This window comes from Halarcobacter sp. (genome assembly GCF_963675975.1).
Lineage (GTDB): Bacteria > Campylobacterota > Campylobacteria > Campylobacterales > Arcobacteraceae > Halarcobacter.
Map to the genome: position 1 here is coordinate 1,528,613 of NZ_OY780939.1, position 22,334 is coordinate 1,550,946.

The window sequence follows — 22,334 nt, forward strand, 5'->3', positions numbered from 1 at the left end:
ATTACTCCATGTTCATACACTTAGATTTAGATTGTTTTTTTGTATCTGCTCACAGAACTTTAGATTATAGTTTAAGAAATATTCCAGCTGCTGTTGGAGGTAGAAGTAATTTAAATATTTTCTCAACTAAAAAAGAGGTTCGTAAAATTAGTGAAAATAATGGTGCTTTTGTAAGTACCATATTAACAAATGAGGGTGAAAAAACTTTTAATGATTATTTTGTAGATGAAAATGGAAAAATAAGAGGAATAATAACAACTTCATCTTATGAAGCAAGAGAATTTGGGGTTAAAACAGCGATGAGTGTTAACGAAGCCTTAAAGCTTTGTCCCAAACTTAAAATGATACCACCAAATTATCCTTTATATCATGAGCTTTCTCAAAAACTATATAAACTATTATCATATGAAATTCCTTTAGTAGAACAATTCTCAATAGATGAGTTTTTTGGTGATTTAAGAGGATATATAAGTGAAGAAGAGATTGTTGATTTTGCATATTATTTAAAAGATAAAATTCAAAAAGAGCTAAAACTTCCAATTTCAATCGGGATTGCCCATTCCAAATATTTAGCAAAACTAATAACAGAATATGCCAAACCTGATGGTGTAAAATATGTAAAAAAAGAGGATATGGATGATTTCATAAAAGATATTCCTATAAAAGAGTTTCCAGGTATAGGAAAAGGGTATCAGCAAAAACTTCAAGGTTATGGAATAAAAACTCTAGGAGATATAAAAAATAAAAAAAATCTGTTTTATTCTTGGAAAAAGCCAGGGATAGATTTATATAATAGAGTTTGTGGAATAAATGATACCCAACTAACTCAACACAGAGATAAAAAATCAATAGGTATAGGAAGAACTTTTGATCCTATTTATGATAGACAAGAGCTAATCAGAAGAGTAATAATTTTATCAAGATATTTGTGTTTTATAGTTAAAAAAAGTGATGTAAATCCTTTAACCTATGCTATAAAAATAAAATATGAATCAAATACAAAATCTAAAAACTATGTAAATGTTAATAGAATTTTCAATGAGAGTGATTTTAAGGCAAAAATGAAAACACTTTTTCTTGAAAATGATATTCATCCAAGTCATAGTGTAGTACAGTTAAACCTAACTGTATCAAACTTTTCAAAACCAAAAGAGTTTACTTATAATATATTTGAGTATGAAGAGGATATAAAAAAAAGGGAACTTACAAATAAATTACAATCTTTAAGGGATAAGTATGGAGTTGATATAATTAAAACTGCATCAGAATTAAAAGAAAAAATAACAAATAAAGATGATATAATAAAAAAAAGGTAGGTGGATTTTATAAATGAGTATAAAAAATCGAGTAAAAGAAAGATCAACTAAACTATTAAACCTAGCTTCTGAAAATTTTACTAAAGCTTTTGATTACCCTTCAATAAAGGGTAAAGAGTTAAAACAATCTATAAAAAATAAAATCAGAGAAAAAGCAATCTTAAGTACAAAAGCTAGACTTGCAGAACACCATAAAACATTTGATGATTATACAGATGAAGAGTTAGAAATAATTATTACAGATGAGGAAAATAAAATTAAAGATGATTTAAAAACAAAATCTTTAGTTGGTGCTTTAGCTATTTTAGGTCTAGACTTTTTAGTGTAGGTTTAATATGTTTAAACAAGTAAAATCAGCAGTTTTTTGGTATTATCTTTATAAGTTTAGAAGAAAAGTGCTTTTAATTAGTTTTTTACTTATAGTAGTAGTTTTTGCTAATGCTATTTATTCTGATATTGTTCAATATCTAACATTAAAAGAGAAATTAGAGTATTTAGAATTAGCCATACTAATTAAATGGTTTATTATAATATTTAATATACTTTTTTCAATATATTTAATTTTGACTTTATTTAAAAAAGAGAATAAAGAAGAGAAAAAAGAGACAGTAATAAAAACAAAAAAAGCAGAAACTCAAGAGAAAAAAGAGAAAAAATTCACAAAAAGAGAAGAAGAGTTTTTACATAGGAAACTAAAAACTAAAGCAGATATGTTAGTTGAAAGATAAAATGAATATAGAATTTGATAACTTAGAAAAAGATTATAAATCTCTTTTTGAACACTCACGTGTGGGTATTATTTATTTAGATAAAGTAGGGGACTTTACTAAAGTTAATAATAAGTTTTGTGAGATAGTGGGATATTCAAAAGAGGAACTACTTAAATCAAATTTTTCAGATATTACTTATAAAGATGATATAGATAAAAGTTTGATTTTATATAATGAAACTCAACAAAAAGAAGATAATAGTTATACTTTAGAAAAAAGATATATAAGAAAAGATCAAAAAATTATTTGGGTAGAGATTTTTATAAATCATATTTCTGATGATAACGGTAAATTTTTATATACATTAGGGTTTATCACTGATATCTCAAAAAGAAAAAGTATTCAAGATACTATTTTAGAACAAACAAAAACTATGCAACTATATCTTGATATTGTTGATGTTGCTATTGTAGTTGTAAATAAACAAGGCAATATCACTTTAGTTAATAGAAAAACTTGTGAGATTTTAGACCATGAAGAGCATTCTATTTTAGGAAAAAATTGGTTTAATAATTTTGTTGGAAAAAAAGATAGACAAAAAGAGATATTTGATTTTGTAAATGCAATTAACAATAAAGTAGATATATCTGAAAAAATTCAATATAACGTGATTTGTTCAGATGATAAAGAACGAACAATTCTTTGGAGAAGAAGATATATTTATGATGATAAAAAAACAATCTCAGGGATGATATCTTCGGGTGAAGATATTACAGAATTATTAAAACTTGAAGATGATAAAAAAAGAAATGAAAAACTTCTTTTCCATCAAGCAAAGCTTGCATCAATGGGAGAGATGTTAAGAAATATAGCTCACCAATGGAGACAACCTTTAAGTACTATTTCAACTGCAGCATCAGGGATAAAAGTACAAAAAGAGATGGGAATCTTAAAAGATGAAGATTTTGATTTAAGTTTGTCTGCAATTGTAAATATGACTCAATATTTATCTCAAATAATAAATGAGTTTCAAAGCTTTTTTAAAACAGATGATATAAATACCAAATTTTCAAATAAAGAACTTTTTTTCAAAGTTGAGAATTTTATATTAAATAGTTTTAAATCTTCAAATATTGATTTAAAAATTAAAAGTGATATGGAGTTTAATATTAAAGGACCTTTTCACGAATTGATTAAAGTTATTATCACAATGTTAAATAATGCGAAAGATGCATTTTCTAATAAAAATATAGATAATAAAATTGTTTTTTTAGAGAGTCATATTGAAGAGAAGTTTTATACTATATATATTAAAGACAATGCTGGTGGGGTAGATGAAAATAATATAGATAGAATTTTTGAACCATATTTTACCACTAAACATCAAAGCTTAGGGACTGGTATTGGGCTTTTTATGGCTAAAGATGTGATAGAAAATAGATTTCAAGGAAAACTAGAAGTTTTTAACGAAGAGATTACTTATAAAACAGACCTTAGAAAAGGTGCTGTTTTTAAAATAAGTATTCCTAAAATTAGTATATAAAGGGTTAATCCTTTTTCATAAAAAGTGTTTGCGTAGGGTATGCAAAATCACAATTGTTTTCTTTAACTAATTTATTGATTCTCATAATTACATCCTCTTTTACTTCTAACCAATCTTCCCAATCTGGACTTCTCGAAAAGCAATAGATAAAAATATTTATAGAACTTGAGCCATATTCATCTATATAAACCATAAGGTTTCTTTTTACTCCATTTAAATCTTCTCTTTTTATTGCTTCAAATCTTCTTGTTCTTCTCTCTTTGATTGTTCTTTCACTGGCAATACCAGAATGATTGATAAGCATCTCATGGATATCTTTTTTAAGATTATATATATCATCAATAGAACTTTCATAAGTTATATTAAGAGTCATTTTGATTCTTCTACCAATTCTTCTTTTTGAATAATTTTTTATATGGGTATTTGCAAGTTCAGAGTTTGGAATAGTGATCATTGCATTATCAAATGTTCTTATTCTTGTTGTTCTCATTCTAATATCTACAACAGTACCTTCAACATCATTGGCAAGTATCCAATCACCTTGTGAAAAAGAGTTATCACTCATAATATTTAAAGAACCAAAAAAGTTTGCTAAAGTATCTTTAGATGCTAAGGCTATGGCGATACCCCCAACCCCAAGTGAAGCAGCAATTGCTTTTATATCAATTCCTAATTGGGTAAAAAGAAAAAGAATAACTAAAAGTATAAATATAACTTTTAGTATCCTAAGAATAAATACAATCATCTCTCTTCTTACATTAGGATATTTTTCAACTAAATGTTGAGCAAAACTTGTAATACTATTTGATAGAAGTGCATATATTGCCCAAGTAAGAAGACCTATATATAAAGTATTTATCCAAGGCACTACTTTATTTAATAATAGGGTGTCTTTTACTAATATGTATAATGATATATGAATAGATAAAGTATAAAGTGCAATTACAAGTGGCTTTCGAATAGAGTTTTCTATATATTCTAAAATCTCTTTATTTTCTTCTTCCTCATCTTCATCTCTGTTATAATTTTGAATAAATATTCTATTTAACAAAGAGATAAATATAGTAATGACTTTTGTAACAAAAAGTTTAAAAAATAGTAAAACCAATAAAACAATTACAATCTCTCCGATTGTCATTTTAAAATGATATGAAGTAAATTTTGATATAGAGGAGATAAATTTGTTTGAATCAATAATAGATATTACATATTGTAGATTAAAGTTATCTATAAAAAAGTTTGTTGTTCTATATTGATCTATATTCTCTTTCAAATATCTCAATGTAAATAGTTGTTGAATATATTGATTTGCTAGTTTTAGATAGTTATCTGTTAGTTCTTTTGAGATTTTGTTTTCATTATTTTTTTCATTTTCATAAATAGCTCGAAATTTATCAAAATTGTTTTTTAAAAGATATTGGATGTTAGTATTTAACACTTCTTCAAAATATTCAATATCTTTAAAAGATCTTCTTGATTCAACTAAATCCTTAAGTGTTGATTCATAAAATGCCTCTTGTCTTAAAAGTTGCAGTTCAATCTGATCTCTTTTTATGGCTAAATTATTATCCTCTTTTTGATTTAAGCTGATTCTATTTTCAAGATAATTTATTCTTGTACTGTAATCTTTATTTTGAAACTCTTTTAATAAATAAACCTCTTCATTAATATTTTTAATAACATTTTGTGCAATTTTTATTTGCTCATTTACTTTTTGATCAATTGATTGTTCATCAAGATTTTCTTGTGTAGATTGAATCTCTTCTTTTGCTTTTTCTAAATTCCCAGTAAAAAGTGTTTGAGCTGAAAATAGATAACAAGGAATAAAGAAATATAAAATAAAAATTTTTAAAAATTTGTGCATATAAACTCCATTAATTTGCATAATTCGTATTATATAAAAAATAGACTTATTAAGAGTTATTAAATAATATATGATAACAGTTATCAATATCAGGAAATATTAAGGTTTAGAATTGTATTATTTTGATATTGATTATCATAAAAAGGAGTATAAGATGTCAGTATTAATAATAGGTGGAGACAAGATAGATACTATTAAAAGTATTTTAGATGAATTAGGAAAATTCTCAATTACACATTGGGATACTAGAAAAAAATCAAGTGCTTGTAGAAAAGAGATTCCAAAAAATACAGACTATGTACTTATGCTTACTGATTTTATTAACCATAATGCAATGTATAAATATAGGAAAGAAGCAAAAAAGAAAAATATACCTTTAATCTGTACAAAAAGAAGTGCAAGTTCAGTTTATTGTGAAGTTTGCAAATTTTTAAAAGTGAACAATTGTAAGGAGGATTAAAATGAGTGAAGCTATAGTTAATGAATTGAACAATTTCAAACATTATAAATATGAGCCACTAACGAGAAGAATAGTTAACTTAAAAAGTGTGACAAATGCTGATATGGATGAGTTTTTAGCTATAGCACACATTTTAGATTCAAACTTTATAAAATATAAATTTTCAACAAATATAGATATTAGAATAATAGGAAAGAGATAATGAGTAAAATAGGTTTTGATGTACAAAATGAGTTTTTACCATCTTTTGATAAGTTTCAAACTATTGGAAATAAAAGATTGATGTTTCTTAAGCTTTTTAATCAAGAAGTATCTTGTGATATGAAGTTTTCAAAAGATGAACTAAAAAAAGCAAAAACTGAATCATTGTTTGATATTTTTTCGAACAAAATATTAAAAAACTTGCAATTCCCTGTTTATACACAGTCTTTTATCACAAGAATAGATGTTGAAACAACAAATAAAGTTAACTCATTTTTAAAAAAAGTTAGTGCAAATTTTAATTTTTATAAATGTTCTTTAAAGAATTCATTAGAGGAAACAAATATTTCAAGTGCAGTGAAACTTATAAATATTTTAGAAGATTGCAATTACTCATTTTATTTGGATGGAGAAAAAATATTTAAAAATTTTGTTTTAAATAAAATATTAAGATCTAGTGAAAATAGAGAAGTAAATGTAAATTTAGATTCAATAGATATAAAAAGTCAAGAGTATCTATTTAAAACAAAAATATTTACATTTTGGGAGTTTATAAACAGTAATGATCTTGATGTAGATAAACATATCCAAAAAGCTGTAAATTGTATAAAAACATCTGAGTTTAATCAAGTATATTTAGTTTATCCAAAAAATGAAAACTTTGATAGACATATTCAAATTAAGTGTGATGATTTAATAAAAAGCGATTATATGATTAAACTAATACCATATTCTATGCGTTCAACATTAAGATAAAGGAAAAAAATGAAAGCTATTTTTTATGCAAGTAGTACAGGTAATACTGAATTTGTATCAAAAATGATAAAAAAAAGATTAGAAGATTTTGAGTTAATTGATATTGCTTCAGATGGAATATCAAAAATGAATGACTGTAGTTCTCTTATAATTGGTGTCTCAACTTGGGGTGAGGGCGATTTGCAAGATGATTGGGAAGATTGTTATGATGAATTGCAAGAGATGGATTTTTCAAATAAAAAAATTGCTTTATTTGGTTTAGGTGACCAAGAGAGTTATGGTGATGAGTTTGTAAATGCAATGGGAACGATTTATGATGTTGTATCAAAAGATGGAAATGAAGTTGTAGGATTTACATCAACTGATGATTATGATTTTGAAGAATCTACAGCGGTTAGAAATGGTGAGTTTGTTGGGCTTGTAATTGATGAAGATAATCAATCATCTTTAACCAAAAGTAGAGTTGATACTTGGTGTCAAGAGATAAAAAACACTTTATAGATAATAATTCATAATAAATAAATTAATAAAAAAGGAAATAATTAATGAAAAAAATAAGTTTAGCTGTATCATCATTATTACTAACTTCAAGTTTGTTTGCTGATAATAGTTTAAGTGATGCAATAAAAGGTGGAACAGTAAGTGGTGATGTTACACTTTATGGAGAAAGACAAAATAATAGTGGGGTAAATGCTGATTCTGGCTTTACAATGGGTTCTATTCAACTTTCATATGAAACAGCAGAATATAATGGGTTTAAAGCTGCTGTTGGTTTTAGAGGAAATCATGATTTCTCAGAAGTAGAAGATGGGGATTACTCAGATGGTTCTGAATCAAAAGCAATCATGCATACTGCAAATGCATCTTATACAAATAAGTATTTTGGATTAACTTTAGGTAGACAAGAGATTGATTTAGAGTGGATGGGAGATTTTCATGAAGCAGCAGTTTTAGCTGTAAGTGCAATTCCTGATACAACATTAGTTTTTGGATATTCTCAAAGAATTGCAGTTGCAGATGAAGATGCAGTATTAGAAGATTTTGCTGATTTAGCAAATGGTGCTTTTGTTATTGATGCTAAATATGAGGGTATTGAGAATCTTGTTTTAAATCCATATTTTTATAATGTGGATATAGATACAGGAGATGCTTCTTGGTATGGTTTAAAAGTTAATTATGATACTGATGTTTTTGGAATTACTTTGCATGGAGCAAAATCATCTGAAGATGCAATTGACGTTGAAGATGGTAAGATTTATCATATTGAAGGAAGAACAAGTTTAGCAGGATTTGGTTTAATGGCTGGATATGTTAAAACTGGTGATGATGGAATTGGTTCTATGGATGCAGCAGGGGATAACATCAATCCTTTTGATGCTATTGCAGGTGGAGATGGAAATCAAGTTTATTCACAAGATGCAAGAACTGCATATTTAGGTGCAACGTATACTATTGCAGATATTGACTTAACTGCTGTGTATGGTCAAACTAAATACGAATTTGATGATAAAAAAGAGAATGAGTTTGATTTCTCTGCTGAATATGCAATTACTGAAGAATTGGCTATAGCTGCAACATATATTAATGTTGATGCAGATTCATCTATTGATGATTATGATAAAGTAAGTTTAACTTTACAGTATTCATTCTAGTAAGTTTATTTAAAATTTTTGTAAGTTTTGTGTTCCAAAAGGGAAAGATTTTATCTTTCCCTTTTTTTTAATCTAATTTTTCTGGTTTATGGAAATAATACCCTTGTGAATATTCGATATCCAATTCTTTTACTTTATTATAAATCTCTTCATTTTTTACATATTCTGCAATAACTTTTATGTTTGCTTCTTTTGCAAAGTTTACAATGTTTTTTACAACTAAATAAGATACTTTATCTTCTAAAATTTTCTTTATAATACTTCCATCAATTTTTATGTAGTCTGTATTTATCTCTGTTAGATATATAAAGTTAGAATAGCCACTTCCAAAATCATCAATATAGAGTTTATATCCTAGATTTTTCAACATTAGAAGATTTCTTTTTGAACTCTCATAATTGATAATATCTTCGCTCTCAACTATCTCTAACCCTAATCTATTTGCAATATTTTTTTCATTTGCATAGTTTTTTAAGATAGTTAAAATTGAATCATTTATAATATCTTGTGGATTTAAATTTACATTTAAATAAATATCTGGATTCTTATTTAATTTTTCATAACATATCTCTAAAACTTTTTTAGTGATATTTCTTGAGATAAATGTTCCTTTAATCACTGGGAAAATTTTATCAGGAGTTATAATCTCTCCATTTCGTGCAATTATTCTAAGTAAAGCTTCATAGTGAGATTCTTGATTGTTTTTATTATCAATGATTTTTTGATAAAAGCAAGTAACTCTATTCTCTTCAATTGCATCTTTTACGTCATTTATTGTCATAAAAAGACTATTATTATCTTGTTCGTTTGAATGTATTTCTATTTTATTACGACCTTTGTTTTTTGCATTATATAAAGCTATATCAGCTAATTTAAATGCATCTTGAAAGGTTCTTGATTTTCCTGGAGAAAGATTAACTCCAATAGATACAGTAACATTTATAAACTCTTCAGCAGATATTTTAAATTTTTTATCTTGTATTGTTGTAAATATTCTTTCTAAAACATTAAGGGCTTGAAGGTGATTTTTTCTTTTTGTTCTTATTAAAACTAAAAACTCTTCTCCTCCATATCTTACAATTATATCTTCATTTTGTCTTACACAAAATAGGATTGTACTTGCAATCTGTTTTAATATCTTATCTCCAACATCATGTCCATAGGTATCATTTATCTTTTTAAAGTGATCGATATCTAAAGCTATTAAAATATAATCAGTTAAATTAATAAAATCCTTTGATTCTTGTAAATAGTTTCTGTTGTATACATTTGTTAATTTATCAATAAAAGCATTTTTTTTAGCACTTATATATTTTATTGTTTGTATAACAAAAGCTACTATAAATAATAAGATTACAAAAATTATAGAGATAATCACATATTTTATTACAGATATAATTTGATTTATATCTTCAACTTTTTCTACGGAAAAATCTATAGCTAAGATTAGTTCAACATTATCTTTATACAAAATTGGAACTAAATAAGTGATTGATAATTGATGTAGTAATGGTTGTTTGATTAACATAGGTTTTTTTTCTGTAAAAACATCTAACCATTTTGGACTATCAATATCAAATTTTTGATTTATAAACGCCTTGTCTTGTTCTGGCGCTCCATCAATTAAAAATCTAAAAACACCTCTTTTATCCCTATAAAGTAAGTAGGCATATTTTATGTTTTTTGTTAGAAGAATACTTAGATTTCCTTCTATTATATTATATAATTGAGGGTTTGTTTTTATATCTGTAACATAATCTTTACTATCTTTTAAAAGTGAAGTTATAACATTAGAACTGTTTTTAGAGATTGAGATAACATCTGAAGTGGATATATCTAACATTTTTTGTTCAAATTTTTTTTCAAGTTGGATAGTTCCGTAAAGTAAAATACCCAAAGAAATAGAAATTAATAATGAAAAAACAATAAGATAAAAAGGTTTTTTTATTATGAATTTAGTACTCATTATAATCTTCTATAAACTTATTATACTCTTTTTTCAAATTTATTTGTTTTCTTGCTAATCTATTTTTTATTAGTACAATATTAGGTCTACTTTTACTCCAAAAAAATGCACCTAAGTATTTATCACTATTTAATAGTTTTTTATAGTTGTTTGTAAAAAAGAATTTATTATCTATATTGGGACATTTTAAATTTTTGTCATCATATTTTACAAAAATAAAATCAGCTTTCTGACAACTATTTACAATATTTAATTTTGTTGAATAAACTTTTTTGTCTATTTGTTTTATATCAGGTATATAAAGATTGATTTTTTTATGGTGTGTAATATCTTTTGCTATTTTTGTAATGATTTTTGCTTCTAAGTCTATTACTTTATCATATTCATCAATTAAATATGTGTAATTTTGTCCATATAAACTAAGAATAAATAGAAATAATGATAATAATATTTTCATCAAAATCTCCAATTCAAGCTAAAAGATATAGCTCTATCATAATCATCAATAAGTGATAAATTAGGGTTACCATAACCTGCTGTATAATCACTTAAAATAGATTGTGTAGGTTTATTTAAAAGGTTAGTTCCTTTTACACTTACACTAAAATTTTTTGTAAAACTATGTGTGGCCCCAATATTTAAATTGTAAGAGTTTTTAATATCTAATCCTAAATAACTAAAACCTTTTCTAAATATAAGTGAAGCAAAATAACTAGTTTTATCAAAAGATTTAGTATATTTTAGATAACCACCATCAGTGTAATTACTTTGTTCTTCTGTTAATTGACTGTAAAAATAGTTGAAATCCAATTTACTTTTTTTATCAAAATTATAAGTATAATCAAATATAAATCCATTTGTTTTTATTTTGTGGTCTACATTTATAAAGCCTATTGGGTGTGCAAAATAGATATAATCGGTGATATGTACATTAAAATACTCTACACTTAATCTAGATTTTTCAAAAGTGTATGCACCTTCAAATGTAAAATAATCATATTTTTGAGAATCTAAAGTTGGTCTTTGCATAAAAGCAGAATCAATATTATAAAATGATGGGGGAATATGACTCATAGTATAAAAAGTTTTGAAACCAAGATTTGTTGTTGGTAAATAGATTGCACCAATTCTATAAAGGTTTTCTGTTTTATCAACCATAAAGCCATTTCTTTGATAATTGTTCACTTTAAAATTACCAATTATTATTAAATTGTCTAAAAGTTTATAATCATCTTGAATAGCTAAAGAGTATGATCTCTCTTTATTAAATTGATTTCCATAGTTATATAGTGGCATATTATTTACAGCTCTACTGTTAACATCATAATCTTTACTTGAAAAACTCAGAGAAGTAAATAAATTGTTTTTCTTCGTTTTAAAATTTTTTGAAAGAGTTGCATTTAGTTTTGTAAACTTGGAATCATCATCAAATTTTGTAATAAATCTTCCTAAATAACCAGGTATTCCAACTACGCCTATTGCTTCTTTATTTTGTTCTTCAAATATTCTATTTTCTACATCTGCTGAAAGATTAAGTTTTAAAGAATCATCATCTAAAAAATATCTATTATAATTTATAAAAAAATTAGTAGATTTAATTTTTCCATCATCAGCGTTTGCATCATAAGACATACCTTGATAATTCTCTTTTTCTAATTTAGTATATCCTAGGTTTATTTTATTTTTATCATTTCCTATATCTAAAAATAGATATTTTTGAGATGTATCATTGTCAAGTAAATCATTTTTATTAAATCTATCAAAAAAACTGTTTTGGTTTGCAAAATATAATAAATAAGACCAACCATTTTCAAGCATACTTGAGTAAGAAAACTCTTGGGAATTATCACTATTATTTGAGATAGTAGTTTTAATGTTTCCACCATTCTCTTTTGAAGGTTTTTTGGTATAAACTCTAATAAACTCAACACCTGTTTCACTTCCTAAAGTAAATGAACCCTCTCCCATATAAATCTCTATGTAATCTATAAGGCTAACAGGAAGTTCATACCAACTTAAAAAAGGAGATTGGGTATATGCTGAACTTACTTCATGATCATTTATAAAAAGTCTAAAATATCCACTTGTTTCAGATTTTGTTCCAACTAAAGATAAGGTATTTGCTCCAAATGAACTTTTATTTAAACTAGTTATAGGTAACTCTTTTAATATTTCGCTCAATCTATCGTATTGCATAGCTTTTAAGTCATTTTGAGAATATATTCTTGCATGACCCATTTTTTCATTAAGAGTTTGTAATGAATTTTTTGAAGTCTCTTCATACTCCTGTAGTAAGGAATCAATATTTGAAGATGCAAAAAGTATTTTAAATAGTAAAATAAAAATTAATATAAATCTTAACACATTTTTTCCACATATTATGTTTAGTTATAATTATACATAATTAATTTTGAATAATTAGTAAAAAGAATAAGTAAAATATATAAAATGGAATGATAATTTCTAAATATCTCCTAGTACCCGAAGGTACTAGGATTATTTTTCTAAGAGATGTTCATATCTTTTATCAGTTAAAAGCTTCATAAATGCAACTAGTGCATCTACTTTTCTATCATTTTGTTTATTAGCTTTTAATTCATCTAAAGATATTGTTTCCTTAACTTCAGGCTTTGCCCATGGTTTTCCAGTTTCTGGATTAATTTTTCTATCTTGATTATTATATTTATCATAAAACTCTACAACTGTTCTTAAATCTTTGAAAACCCCATTATGCATATATGGTGCAGTTACAGCAACATTCCTAAGTGTTGGAACTTTATATTTTCCTTTTTGATTCTCATCTGTAACATTTGGATTTGCTAATAAGCCATTATCAGTAGCTTTTACACCATTTTTCGCTCTTAAATCTGGATTTGCAGGTACTCCAATATTATGATATTCATAATTTGTAAATGTTTCACCTTTTTTATCTTCACCTTTTAAAACATGACAAGTTGCACAAGAGTTATTGTTATTAGAGAAAAATAGTGATCTTCCTAAATCTTCTAAAGGTGTTAAATCATATTTTCCTTCTAAATATCTGTCATATTTAGAATCAAAAGGTGCAAACTCTTTTGTCATCTCAAATTTTTCTATTGAATCTGTCATGGCAAAATAAGCTTTTTCATCAGATTTAAATATATCATCTCCATAAATAGCTTTTAAAGTTTTCACATAATATGGGTTTTCTTTTAGTCTTTCAACAACACTTTTTTTATCAGGCATTCCCATTTCAATAGGATTAAGTGGCGGTCCACCTGCTTGTCCTGCTAGGGTTGCTTCTCTACCATCCCAAAATTGTCCACCAATATATTTTTTATTTTTTTCATCATAATGAAACTTTGGACTAAACATAGCATATGCTGCACTTGGTGCTTGTCTATCACCTAAAGATTTTCCATCATCACCCATTGATGCCATTTTATTAACTGTATTATCCCTATCATCTGTAAAACCATGTTCAGGATTATGACAAGTTGAGCATGATTGAGTTCTATTTTTAGATAGATTCTTATCAAAAAATAGCACCTGACCTAATTGTTCTTTATCTTTAATTTTTTTTGCTATATTTTCTTTTGTAGGTGCTGTATTTGTACATCCACTAAAAAATATAATTGCAATAATAACACTATAAAATTTTAAATTTTTCATTAACTTCTCCTTCTTAATAAATTAATAAATGGATAAACTATTATATTTGTAATAGATTTATAATTATTCATTTGTTCTTTTCTTAATCCAAATTTTAAAACCTTTACCTCTTTTGAAAGAGTTAAAGATCCAAATAGTCTGTCCCAAACAGCTAAGTAACTTCCATAGTTTTTATCAAAATATTTTTTGCTATGGTGTATTTGGTGCTGTTTTGGTGAAATAAACCATTTTTCAATCCATTCAAAATAAGCAAAAGGTATATGAGAATGTCTTAGGTTTGAACCAAAAAGTGAAAATACAAAGATAAATATATTTGCACCTAAAACTTCATATAATCCAACCTTTGAACCAAAGAAATATATAAATACACCAGTAACTAATCCAATACTTAATGAATATCTAAATCCAAAAAGAATATTTTCTACAGGGTGTACCCTATAAAAAGTTAAAGGGTTTAATACTTTTGCACTATGGTGAACTTTGTGAAATTCCCATAAAATTGGAATAGTATGCAAGAACCTATGTATCCAGTATCTAGTAAAATCACTTACAACAAATAAAGTAATAGTATATAAAGCGATTGTAGTCTCATAAGAAACATCTTGTATTTGGTTAAAGCCAAAATTGTAATACAGATGTTTATTTACCCACAAAGCTACAGTTTTTGCACTAATTACTATTGGAATAATCAATAACATTTTTATAAAATACGACAAAATAAAATAGTAATAATCAAGTTTTGAACTTGGATGTAACCAAAGTTTAGAACTAAAAGCTATTTTTCTATATCTTTTATTAAAATAAATAAATATTATCCCAATTGCAATTGAAGATGCAAGATATATCCAGTATGTACGTCTTCCTGGATCTATCAAATACTCTAATACTAAAAAATTATCCATCTAATACCTTCTAGTCTCCATCTGCCTCAATAATTTTTGCATTTATTGATAACTCTTCAATAATCTCTAAAAATAAAATTACGTGAATATTACTAACCTCTTCATACAAATCTTGTGTCTTTAATAGATTGTCATCTTCAATCTCTTTTGCAAGTTCTAATGATTTGTCAATAGATTCTCTTAAATCCTCAACCAATGAACCATCAGTTATTTCTAATAAGTAATCTCCATAATCTTTATAATCTTTATTATTAAAAATATTTTTATATGTTAAAAGTATTGCTTCAATTGCATTTGAACTATTTTTACTTATCACATATTCAGCTCTATTATTATCAGGTTTACCTTCATATTTTTTAGTTTCCCCAATAATATCCCCAATACGCCACTCTTTTAGTTTATAAGTACTTTGAATTAAAGTATTAATAGTGATTGAATTAGCCTTTTTTATATCAGATAAAAAATTCTTTTCTTGTGCTTTGTACTCTTCATCTATTTCAGATAATAAACTTTCAATTTTTGTAATAATCGCTATTGCAAATTTATTTACTCTATCATCTTTAATATCTTTTTTAGATATTACATATTCAAGTGCATTAATAGATTTTAAAGAGTTTTTAAAAAGTGCAATTCTAACTTCATCTTCACTTTTTATTGCTCTATCTAATTGTGCTGTAATATCCTCATTTATATTATGAAAAACATCAAGATATCTTGGAGTATCAATAAAATCTTCATTTATATCGCCCAACAAATAAAATGCCTGAACACTTTTCCATGACCTTACAAGATTTGTAAAATCCTCTTTACTTTTTTTAGCATTTTTTTCTAATACAGATTTTTTTAAAGCATCAATATCATCTAAGGCTTTATTCGTATTTTTTAGAATAACCTTTTCATACAGATTTTTTAAAGTCTCTTTATTATCACTTGTATCATCTGCATAAGATAGCAGTGTTAAAAGTGATACAACTAAAAAATATTTTAATAGTTTCATTTTATACCTCTTCTAAAAACTTAAGTAGTTTTTCTCTTTTTTCTTTTTCAAGACTCATAAATGTTTCTTTTACATTTTGAGCTTCACCACCATGCCAAAGAATAGCTTCTTGGAAATCTCTTGCTCTTCCATCATGGAGTAGCCTTGGATTTTTACCATTTATTCTCTTATGTAATGCTAATCCCCATAATGGTGGAGTTCTCCATTCTCTTCCTGTTGCTTTGAATTCACTTCTTCCATCAGCTAGACCCTCTCCCATATCATGAAGTAGCATATTTGTAAAGGGTGCAATTTTTATACCTGACTTAGTTACAAAAGATTCAATATGACATTTATTACAACCTATTTGTTTAAATATTTCAATACCCTCTTTATATGTCTGAGTATTTTTATTTGCTGTATAGGTTTTTCTTTTTTTAAGATAAAAAGCCATAGCTTCCAATCTCATATCAGTAATATCAAGAGCATCTCTTGCTTTTGGGGCATTATTACATGCCTCTTGTTGTTTTGTACAGTTTTCATTTGGATAATAAGTTGTAGTTAAACCCATATCATTGTTTGCTGCATCAGCTGTTTGATGTATTATAGAAGTTGTTGTTGCTTTCCAACTATATTTTCCAAGTTCAATTTTTTTTGTTATTGGTGAATATACATAATTAGCACGTCCTGATATTCCATCATTATCTCTATCAAATTCATCTTCATTTTTTAAAATATCTTCATTTGAAATATCGCTTAATAATCCTAATCCATTTAGGGTTGGAGCAATTCTAAAAGTTAGAACAGAATCTTTATGTAAAGGACCATATTGTAACTCTTTTAAAGCATAGTTAGGTTCAAGTATTATATCAATCTCTCCATCTGGGAAAGTGATTTTCTTTTCTTTATAAGTTATATCAGTTTTAGCTTCAAATTTAACTCCATGGTTAGCATTTAGAGCAATTTGTGCACCATATATTGGTTCAGGAATTAAACCTTTTGTTTCTAAGATAGTTTTATCTTTTTTCTTATTTTCTAAAGATACTTTAGGAATTAAACTTCTCGAAAAATCACCATTACTATTATATAAAGTTCCTCTACCATTTGATGGATGACAACTAGCACAGGTATTAGCATTAAATAAAGGTCCAAGACCATCCCTAGCAGTTGTAGCACTTGGCGCTTCAACCCATGGAATTCTAAAAAAACTCTTTCCTAAAATAAATTTATCATACTCTTCATCACTTAAGCCATTTACAGGTTTTAGAAGTAAAGACTTATTTTTTTCACTTGATAAATCTTTGCCCAAACCATTAACGGCAAAAAGCCCTGTAGTAAAAATTACTACAAGGCTTTTTGTTAATATTGTTTTGAAGAGTTTTAAATTATAGTTTTGTCTCTTCTGGATCTGTAACATCATCAGTACTTAATGAAATTCCATTTGCAGTTGCAACAGTTACCATTGCATCACCTAATTTTCTCATCTCATTTTTAAGTTTTACAATAACTTTTGCTTGAGGGTTATCTGGTTGAATTTGGTAATCAAAGTGCTCTTTTGTATTAGCAACTTCATTTATACTAGCAATTTTTTCTTCAATTGATTTCATAAGTGCAACAATATTAGCTTTGTCTTCTTTTGAAACAGCATCTAATAAAGATGGTCCAAATGATTTTCCATTATAAGTTGAAGTTAAAGCATTTCTAAACCCTAAGTAGTTAGTTACGATATCTCTGTGTGTATTATCAGAAAAGCAAGAGTGTTCATCTTCTTCTGATGGAGTTAATACTGCAACAGCAATTCTTTCATTTGCAAGTTCAGATTTAATAAATACACCCATTCCAGCAATTACTTGTTTTAATGCTGTATTTGAAGTGATATTTTTAGATGCATCAGCACCTGTTAATTTTCCTAAGAATGCATTTTTATAAAGTCCATCATCAGCCCAAGCATTTGCAACTACTTCTAAATCAGAAACAATTTTTTTAGCTGAAGCTTTTAAATAAGCAAGTCTTCTTTGTGCATTTTTATCTGTTGTAAAATCTGATAAAGGTCTTTGTCCAGCTGTAAGTGGTCCACTTGTAATTGAATCTTTTACAAAGTTAGAGTAGTCTTGATCTTGTCCCCATAATAAAAATTCAACTGCATGATAACCTGTAGAAACATTTGCTTCACCACCATTTTCATTTAAAGCAGTAATAGCATCAACTGTAATTGTAGAAACATCTACACTACTTGATTCTTCTCCACCTGGGTTAAACTCTCCTGCTGTATCAATAATATTTCCTGATGTTTTTTTACCATCAGCATCAATTGTATAGTCAATCATATTTTCATCTAATGGCCAAGCATTAATTTGCCCTTCAAGTGCACCATAAGTATCAGCTACCCAACCTTCTTCTGCATCAATTGGTCCATTAGAAAGTCTGAAAATTTCAGTTTGCCCATATGACTCTCTTGAGTTTAACCAAGCTTTTTTAGCTTCTTCTAATGTAGCTTCAGTTGGATTTTTAACAAATTTTTCAATTGCAACTTCTAAAGATTTTGCATCTTTTAGTGCATCATTATAGTTTGTTTGAGCAATTTTTGCATACGCTGCAAGTATCTTCTCAGCTTTTTTATCTACTTTAACTGTGTTAACAGTAGTGTTTTCTGAACTTGCTGTACAACCAGCAAATACTAGAGCTGCTGCTACACTTACTGATGCTGCAATTAATCTTGTTTTCTTCATATATGTATCCTTTATTAATTTCGTGGGAAAATGATATTATAGTTATTTTAATAATTAATATCATTAATGTAATGAATTGTAATATCAATTAACTTAACAAATACTTAATATTAATAATGGTTATCAATAAATAAAATAATATTATATTTATGAAAGATTAAGTAATTTAGGTATACTATATGATAATAATTATTAAAATTAAAGGATGGTCTTTAAAAGAATAGAAATTGCAAATAATATATTAAATAAAAGACCTAGGGTAATAAAATGAAAAATGAAATAGTAATTAAAAGTATTGCAAACAATAGAGTTAGACTAAAATCAGATATATTTGCTTTAAATTCAAATCTAGAAAAAATAGAAAAAGAGTTTGAATCAATATTTACTTCTTTTAGAAAAAATATTTCATGTAAATCTATTGTTTTTACTTACTCATTAAATGTTACGCTTGATGAGATAATTGATAAGATGAATAATATATTCAATATATCTTTATCTGTCCCTGCAAGTAATGCACTTTGTGAAAACAAAAGTTGTAACAGTTGTAATATAAAAAAACATGATGAAAAATCTTGGAGAAGAAAAGTATTTGAATTTGTTTTATTAAGTGGATATGCGGCATATATTTTTATAAGTGAAAATATTCTAGGTCTTACTATTGCTGCAACACCATTTAGTCTAGTTGGGCTTGTTTCTATAGTTGCTGCAATTCCTTTATTAAAAGAATCCTATGAAGATATAAAACAGAAAAAATTTACTCTACACACTTTTATGAGTAGTACCCTTATATTAGCGATCTTATTTGGAGAAGCTACTGCTGCTTTTGAAATAATATATATATTAAGAGGTGGTATGCTACTTGAGGAATATATTGCAAATAAATCAAGGGAAGAGATTCAAAGTTTAGTTGAACTTGATATTAAAAAAGTATATGTTTTAGTTGATGGTGTTGAGATAGAAACTAATATTGAAGATATAAAAGATGGCGATATCGTTGTTAGTAGAAGTGGTGAAAAGATTCCAGTAGATGGCGTAATAGAAGAGGGTAGTGCAGAGATAAATGAAGCTTTAATAAATGGAAGAAGTGAACCAGACTTTAAGGTTGTTGGAAATGAAGTATTTGCTGGAACTGTTTGTGAAAGAGGAAGAATCTACATAAAAGTTACTGCACTTGGAAATGATACTTATATCTCAAGAACTATGAGAGAAGTTGAGTTTTCATTACTTCAAAAATCACCAAGTGAAGTTGAAGCAGATAGATTAGCAAATAAGTTACTTAAATTAGGAACTTTACTAACTGCTGGAACTTTCTTTTTAACAGGTTCTTTTACAGCTGCATTTTCAACTATGATTGTTATGTCTTGTCCATGTGCAACTGTTTTAGCAGCTTCAACTGCAATTAGTGGTGGTATTTCAAATGGAGCAAAACAAGGTATTCTAATAAAAGGTGGAGAAGCTTTAGAAAATGTAGGGAAAAGTGAAGTGTTCTGTTTTGATAAAACAGGGACTTTAACTACAGGAAAACCTGTAATAAGTGATGTTTTACTTTTTAGTGATATTAGTGAAAATGAATTAATCTCATATGCTGCAATGGCAGAATACAGAAACTCACATCCAATTGCAACATCTATTGTCAAAAGTGCAAAAGATAGAGGAATAGATATAAATCAAGAGATATTAAGTGAAATAATTCCAGGATTTGGAGTAAAGTCTAAAATTGATGATAAAAGATTACTTATAGGAAATAAAGCTTTATTATCTAAATATAAAGTATCAACAAAAGAGTATAAACATGAAATATCTACACATCTAAATAATGGTAAAACTGTAGTTTTAGTTGCATTGGAAGATGAAGTTTTAGGTCTTTTAGCTTTTACACATGAAGTTAGACCTGGTACTAAAGAGATGGTTGAGAGTTTAAGGCATAGAGGTGTAAAACATATTGCTTTATTAACAGGAGATGAGGTAAAGGTTGCAAATAGTTTTGCACTTGATTTTGGATTTGACTCTGTTTTTGCAAATCAAACACCTCAAGGAAAAGCTGATGCAATTGAAGAGTTAAAAAGAAAATATGATAAAGTAGTTATGGTTGGAGATGGTGTAAATGACACATTTGCTATGAGTAAAGCTGATGTTGCTATATCTTTTGCAGCAGGTGGAAGTGAAGCTGCAATAGCAGTTTCTGATATTGCTATTACCCACTCTCATCCTGAAGATGTTATAAATTTATATGATTTAAGTAAAAAAAGTTTAAATGTTGTAAATCAAAACTATTATATTGGTACTGGAACAAACCTTATGGGAGTAGCTTTATCTGCAGTTGGTAGATTGACTCCTGTTGGCGCAGGACTAATTCATATTGGTCATACAGTAGGAATAATGGCTAATTCATCTAGACTAGCTATTGATAATAATTCTTGATTTATATTAAGCTAAAATTAAAATAATTATACAATAATTAGGTTACTAAAAGGATACATGTTTGATAACAGTTGATAAATTAATAGAAATTGGTTCATATTTAACTTTAATTCATCATATAAAAGGAAGAATAAGAGTTAGAGTAAGTCCAAAAATAAAAGAACAAAGTGGAAATATCTCTTTAGAAGATATTGAGGATATTCCTAATAAAATAAATGGTATAAAAAAAATTAAAATAAATAAAGTAATAGGTTCTATTACTATTGAATATGATAATTCAATTTTTCCAGATAAATTATGGAAAGATATGATAAATCAAGAAAACCTTGAAGAGATAGCTGAAATTTTAAATAAACTAACAAAAGAGGTAGTATAAATGGAAGAAAACCAAGATGCACAAACAGTTGTAGAAGAAAATCTACCTACTTCAAATTTTGACCAAGATTTATTAGATGGATTAAGGGTAAATCCAAATTATAATGAGCCAATCTTACATCAAATACTAAGAATAGCAGTTTATGATGAGTATCATGCTTATGAAAACTATAGAGTTATAGTTGAAAAATTTGGAAGTGAAACTCCTTTTATAAATATTTTACAAGCTGAAATAAATCATTATGAAGAGCTAACTGTATTATTAAATAAATATCAAGTACCAGCTCCATTAAATGATTGGGTTATTAAAGTTGAAACACCTAACTCAATTTTAGAAGCAGCTGAAATAGGTGTAGCTGAAGAGATTGATAATATTAAAATGTATGATAATTTAATTACATATGCAAAAGAGTATCCAGATGTATTAGATTTATTATATAGACTACAAGCAGCTTCTTATAACAATCATCTTCCTGCTTTAAGACAAGCTGTTGCAAAACATTCCAATCTGAATGTAAATGAAGTAGATATAAATGCAGTACATCAAGAAAATAGTATCCATAATATAGATGAAGCTATAAATAAAATGGATGAGATTAGTGCTATGGCATCTAAGTTTGCTTCAGGAAATGTAAGTCAAGAAGATATTTTAAAACTATTAAGTAGTTCAAATGTTTCATTTTTAGGTGGAGCTTTATTAGGTGCTGTTGGAGCAGGAGTTTTTTCACAAGTAACAAAAGATAAAAAAGAAGATACTAAAGAAGAAGAGGAGGTTTAATATGCCATTTATACCTTTTGCACTTGGTGCACTT

At 26.8% G+C, this 22,334-nt stretch carries 21 protein-coding genes; 12 read left to right on the plus strand and 9 right to left on the minus strand.

The window, feature by feature from the left end; genetic code table 11:
* Positions 1-8 precede the first annotated feature (8 nt).
* The 4 genes from ACKU3H_RS07485 to ACKU3H_RS07500 are packed head-to-tail and all read left to right on the plus strand — an operon-like array spanning position 9 to position 3,569.
* Positions 9-1,316: a DNA polymerase IV gene (locus ACKU3H_RS07485; RefSeq protein WP_320036353.1), complete on the plus strand. Its 1,308-nt coding sequence runs from the start codon at positions 9-11 to the stop codon at positions 1,314-1,316.
* A gap of 13 nt (positions 1,317-1,329) precedes the next feature.
* Positions 1,330-1,644 (plus strand): hypothetical protein, encoded by a 315-nt coding sequence (locus tag ACKU3H_RS07490; RefSeq protein ID WP_320036354.1) that lies wholly within the window; start codon positions 1,330-1,332, stop codon positions 1,642-1,644.
* A 7-nt stretch (positions 1,645-1,651) separates the two neighbouring features.
* Complete coding sequence (locus ACKU3H_RS07495) at positions 1,652-2,044, plus strand: hypothetical protein (RefSeq protein WP_320036355.1); 393 nt, start codon at positions 1,652-1,654, stop codon at positions 2,042-2,044.
* Complete coding sequence (locus ACKU3H_RS07500; protein WP_320036356.1) at positions 2,034-3,569, plus strand: PAS domain S-box protein; 1,536 nt, start codon at positions 2,034-2,036, stop codon at positions 3,567-3,569. Before ACKU3H_RS07495 ends, ACKU3H_RS07500 begins: the two co-directional genes overlap by 11 nt.
* 4 nt (positions 3,570-3,573) lie before the next feature.
* On the opposite strand, the gene ACKU3H_RS07505 is transcribed toward ACKU3H_RS07500, so the two are convergent.
* Positions 3,574-5,433 carry a mechanosensitive ion channel domain-containing protein gene (locus ACKU3H_RS07505; RefSeq protein ID WP_320036357.1) on the minus strand — a complete coding sequence of 620 codons (1,860 nt, stop codon included), beginning with the start codon at positions 5,431-5,433 and terminating at the stop codon, positions 3,574-3,576.
* Positions 5,434-5,587: 154 nt separating this feature from the next.
* Here ACKU3H_RS07505 and ACKU3H_RS07510 point away from each other — a divergent pair, with 154 nt between their 5' ends.
* The 5 genes from ACKU3H_RS07510 to ACKU3H_RS07530 are packed head-to-tail and all read left to right on the plus strand — an operon-like array spanning position 5,588 to position 8,502.
* On the plus strand, positions 5,588-5,893 hold the full coding sequence (locus ACKU3H_RS07510) for a DUF2325 domain-containing protein (RefSeq protein ID WP_320036358.1): 306 nt from the start codon (positions 5,588-5,590) through the stop codon (positions 5,891-5,893).
* A gap of 1 nt (position 5,894) precedes the next feature.
* Positions 5,895-6,095 (plus strand): hypothetical protein, encoded by a 201-nt coding sequence (locus ACKU3H_RS07515; RefSeq protein ID WP_320036359.1) that lies wholly within the window; start codon positions 5,895-5,897, stop codon positions 6,093-6,095.
* Positions 6,095-6,850 carry a hypothetical protein gene (locus tag ACKU3H_RS07520; RefSeq protein WP_320036360.1) on the plus strand — a complete coding sequence of 252 codons (756 nt, stop codon included), beginning with the start codon at positions 6,095-6,097 and terminating at the stop codon, positions 6,848-6,850. Before ACKU3H_RS07515 ends, ACKU3H_RS07520 begins: the two co-directional genes overlap by 1 nt.
* A gap of 9 nt (positions 6,851-6,859) precedes the next feature.
* Entirely contained in the window at positions 6,860-7,351 is a 492-nt protein-coding gene (locus ACKU3H_RS07525) for a flavodoxin (RefSeq protein WP_320036361.1), read from the plus strand.
* A gap of 44 nt (positions 7,352-7,395) precedes the next feature.
* Entirely contained in the window at positions 7,396-8,502 is a 1,107-nt protein-coding gene (locus tag ACKU3H_RS07530; protein WP_320036362.1) for an Opr family porin, read from the plus strand.
* A 67-nt stretch (positions 8,503-8,569) separates the two neighbouring features.
* Here ACKU3H_RS07530 and ACKU3H_RS07535 read toward each other — a convergent pair whose 3' ends face one another.
* The 8 genes from ACKU3H_RS07535 to ACKU3H_RS07570 all read right to left on the minus strand — a co-directional run bounded on the left by ACKU3H_RS07535 (position 8,570) and on the right by ACKU3H_RS07570 (position 18,726).
* Positions 8,570-10,468: an EAL domain-containing protein gene (locus ACKU3H_RS07535; RefSeq protein WP_320036363.1), complete on the minus strand. Its 1,899-nt coding sequence runs from the start codon at positions 10,466-10,468 to the stop codon at positions 8,570-8,572.
* Entirely contained in the window at positions 10,458-10,925 is a 468-nt protein-coding gene (locus ACKU3H_RS07540; RefSeq protein WP_320036364.1) for a hypothetical protein, read from the minus strand. The genes ACKU3H_RS07535 and ACKU3H_RS07540 overlap by 11 nt, the downstream gene beginning before the upstream one ends.
* Positions 10,925-12,832 carry a TonB-dependent receptor plug domain-containing protein gene (locus tag ACKU3H_RS07545; protein ID WP_320036365.1) on the minus strand — a complete coding sequence of 636 codons (1,908 nt, stop codon included), beginning with the start codon at positions 12,830-12,832 and terminating at the stop codon, positions 10,925-10,927. Before ACKU3H_RS07545 ends, ACKU3H_RS07540 begins: the two co-directional genes overlap by 1 nt.
* 132 nt (positions 12,833-12,964) lie before the next feature.
* Positions 12,965-14,119 (minus strand): cytochrome c peroxidase, encoded by a 1,155-nt coding sequence (locus ACKU3H_RS07550; protein ID WP_320036366.1) that lies wholly within the window; start codon positions 14,117-14,119, stop codon positions 12,965-12,967.
* On the minus strand, positions 14,119-15,021 hold the full coding sequence (locus tag ACKU3H_RS07555; RefSeq protein WP_320036367.1) for a sterol desaturase family protein: 903 nt from the start codon (positions 15,019-15,021) through the stop codon (positions 14,119-14,121). The genes ACKU3H_RS07550 and ACKU3H_RS07555 overlap by 1 nt, the downstream gene beginning before the upstream one ends.
* Before the next feature lie 10 nt (positions 15,022-15,031).
* Entirely contained in the window at positions 15,032-16,018 is a 987-nt protein-coding gene (locus ACKU3H_RS07560) for an imelysin family protein (RefSeq protein WP_320036368.1), read from the minus strand.
* Between the two features lies 1 nt (position 16,019).
* Positions 16,020-17,414, minus strand: a complete 1,395-nt coding sequence (locus tag ACKU3H_RS07565; protein WP_320036369.1) for a di-heme oxidoredictase family protein — start codon at positions 17,412-17,414, stop codon at positions 16,020-16,022.
* Entirely contained in the window at positions 17,383-18,726 is a 1,344-nt protein-coding gene (locus tag ACKU3H_RS07570; RefSeq protein WP_320036370.1) for an imelysin family protein, read from the minus strand. The genes ACKU3H_RS07565 and ACKU3H_RS07570 overlap by 32 nt, the downstream gene beginning before the upstream one ends.
* A gap of 267 nt (positions 18,727-18,993) precedes the next feature.
* On the opposite strand from ACKU3H_RS07570, the gene ACKU3H_RS07575 reads away from it, so the two are divergent.
* The 3 genes from ACKU3H_RS07575 to ACKU3H_RS07585 all read left to right on the plus strand — a co-directional run bounded on the left by ACKU3H_RS07575 (position 18,994) and on the right by ACKU3H_RS07585 (position 22,300).
* On the plus strand, positions 18,994-21,147 hold the full coding sequence (locus tag ACKU3H_RS07575; RefSeq protein ID WP_320036371.1) for a cation-translocating P-type ATPase: 2,154 nt from the start codon (positions 18,994-18,996) through the stop codon (positions 21,145-21,147).
* A 61-nt stretch (positions 21,148-21,208) separates the two neighbouring features.
* Positions 21,209-21,523: an HMA2 domain-containing protein gene (locus tag ACKU3H_RS07580; RefSeq protein WP_320036372.1), complete on the plus strand. Its 315-nt coding sequence runs from the start codon at positions 21,209-21,211 to the stop codon at positions 21,521-21,523.
* Positions 21,524-22,300 carry a DUF2202 domain-containing protein gene (locus ACKU3H_RS07585; protein ID WP_320036373.1) on the plus strand — a complete coding sequence of 259 codons (777 nt, stop codon included), beginning with the start codon at positions 21,524-21,526 and terminating at the stop codon, positions 22,298-22,300.
* Positions 22,301-22,334: the final 34 nt, after the last annotated feature.

What these genes read in the sequence shown, in the direction of transcription:
- ACKU3H_RS07550 (WP_320036366.1), bottom strand. Translation starts at nt 14,119, where the DNA reads ATGAAAAATTTAAAATTTTATAGTGTTATTATTGCAATTATATTTTTT.
- ACKU3H_RS07525 (WP_320036361.1), top strand. Translation starts at nt 6,860, where the DNA reads ATGAAAGCTATTTTTTATGCAAGTAGTACAGGTAATACTGAATTTGTA.
- ACKU3H_RS07555 (WP_320036367.1), bottom strand. Translation starts at nt 15,021, where the DNA reads ATGGATAATTTTTTAGTATTAGAGTATTTGATAGATCCAGGAAGACGT.
- ACKU3H_RS07585 (WP_320036373.1), top strand. Translation starts at nt 21,524, where the DNA reads ATGGAAGAAAACCAAGATGCACAAACAGTTGTAGAAGAAAATCTACCT.
- ACKU3H_RS07485 (WP_320036353.1), top strand. Translation starts at nt 9, where the DNA reads ATGTTCATACACTTAGATTTAGATTGTTTTTTTGTATCTGCTCACAGA.
- ACKU3H_RS07530 (WP_320036362.1), top strand. Translation starts at nt 7,396, where the DNA reads ATGAAAAAAATAAGTTTAGCTGTATCATCATTATTACTAACTTCAAGT.
- ACKU3H_RS07565 (WP_320036369.1), bottom strand. Translation starts at nt 17,414, where the DNA reads ATGTTACAGATCCAGAAGAGACAAAACTATAATTTAAAACTCTTCAAA.
- ACKU3H_RS07495 (WP_320036355.1), top strand. Translation starts at nt 1,652, where the DNA reads ATGTTTAAACAAGTAAAATCAGCAGTTTTTTGGTATTATCTTTATAAG.
- ACKU3H_RS07505 (WP_320036357.1), bottom strand. Translation starts at nt 5,433, where the DNA reads ATGCACAAATTTTTAAAAATTTTTATTTTATATTTCTTTATTCCTTGT.
- ACKU3H_RS07570 (WP_320036370.1), bottom strand. Translation starts at nt 18,726, where the DNA reads ATGAAGAAAACAAGATTAATTGCAGCATCAGTAAGTGTAGCAGCAGCT.
- ACKU3H_RS07575 (WP_320036371.1), top strand. Translation starts at nt 18,994, where the DNA reads ATGAAAAATGAAATAGTAATTAAAAGTATTGCAAACAATAGAGTTAGA.
- ACKU3H_RS07535 (WP_320036363.1), bottom strand. Translation starts at nt 10,468, where the DNA reads ATGAGTACTAAATTCATAATAAAAAAACCTTTTTATCTTATTGTTTTT.
- ACKU3H_RS07515 (WP_320036359.1), top strand. Translation starts at nt 5,895, where the DNA reads ATGAGTGAAGCTATAGTTAATGAATTGAACAATTTCAAACATTATAAA.
- ACKU3H_RS07510 (WP_320036358.1), top strand. Translation starts at nt 5,588, where the DNA reads ATGTCAGTATTAATAATAGGTGGAGACAAGATAGATACTATTAAAAGT.
- ACKU3H_RS07490 (WP_320036354.1), top strand. Translation starts at nt 1,330, where the DNA reads ATGAGTATAAAAAATCGAGTAAAAGAAAGATCAACTAAACTATTAAAC.
- ACKU3H_RS07520 (WP_320036360.1), top strand. Translation starts at nt 6,095, where the DNA reads ATGAGTAAAATAGGTTTTGATGTACAAAATGAGTTTTTACCATCTTTT.
- ACKU3H_RS07560 (WP_320036368.1), bottom strand. Translation starts at nt 16,018, where the DNA reads ATGAAACTATTAAAATATTTTTTAGTTGTATCACTTTTAACACTGCTA.
- ACKU3H_RS07540 (WP_320036364.1), bottom strand. Translation starts at nt 10,925, where the DNA reads ATGAAAATATTATTATCATTATTTCTATTTATTCTTAGTTTATATGGA.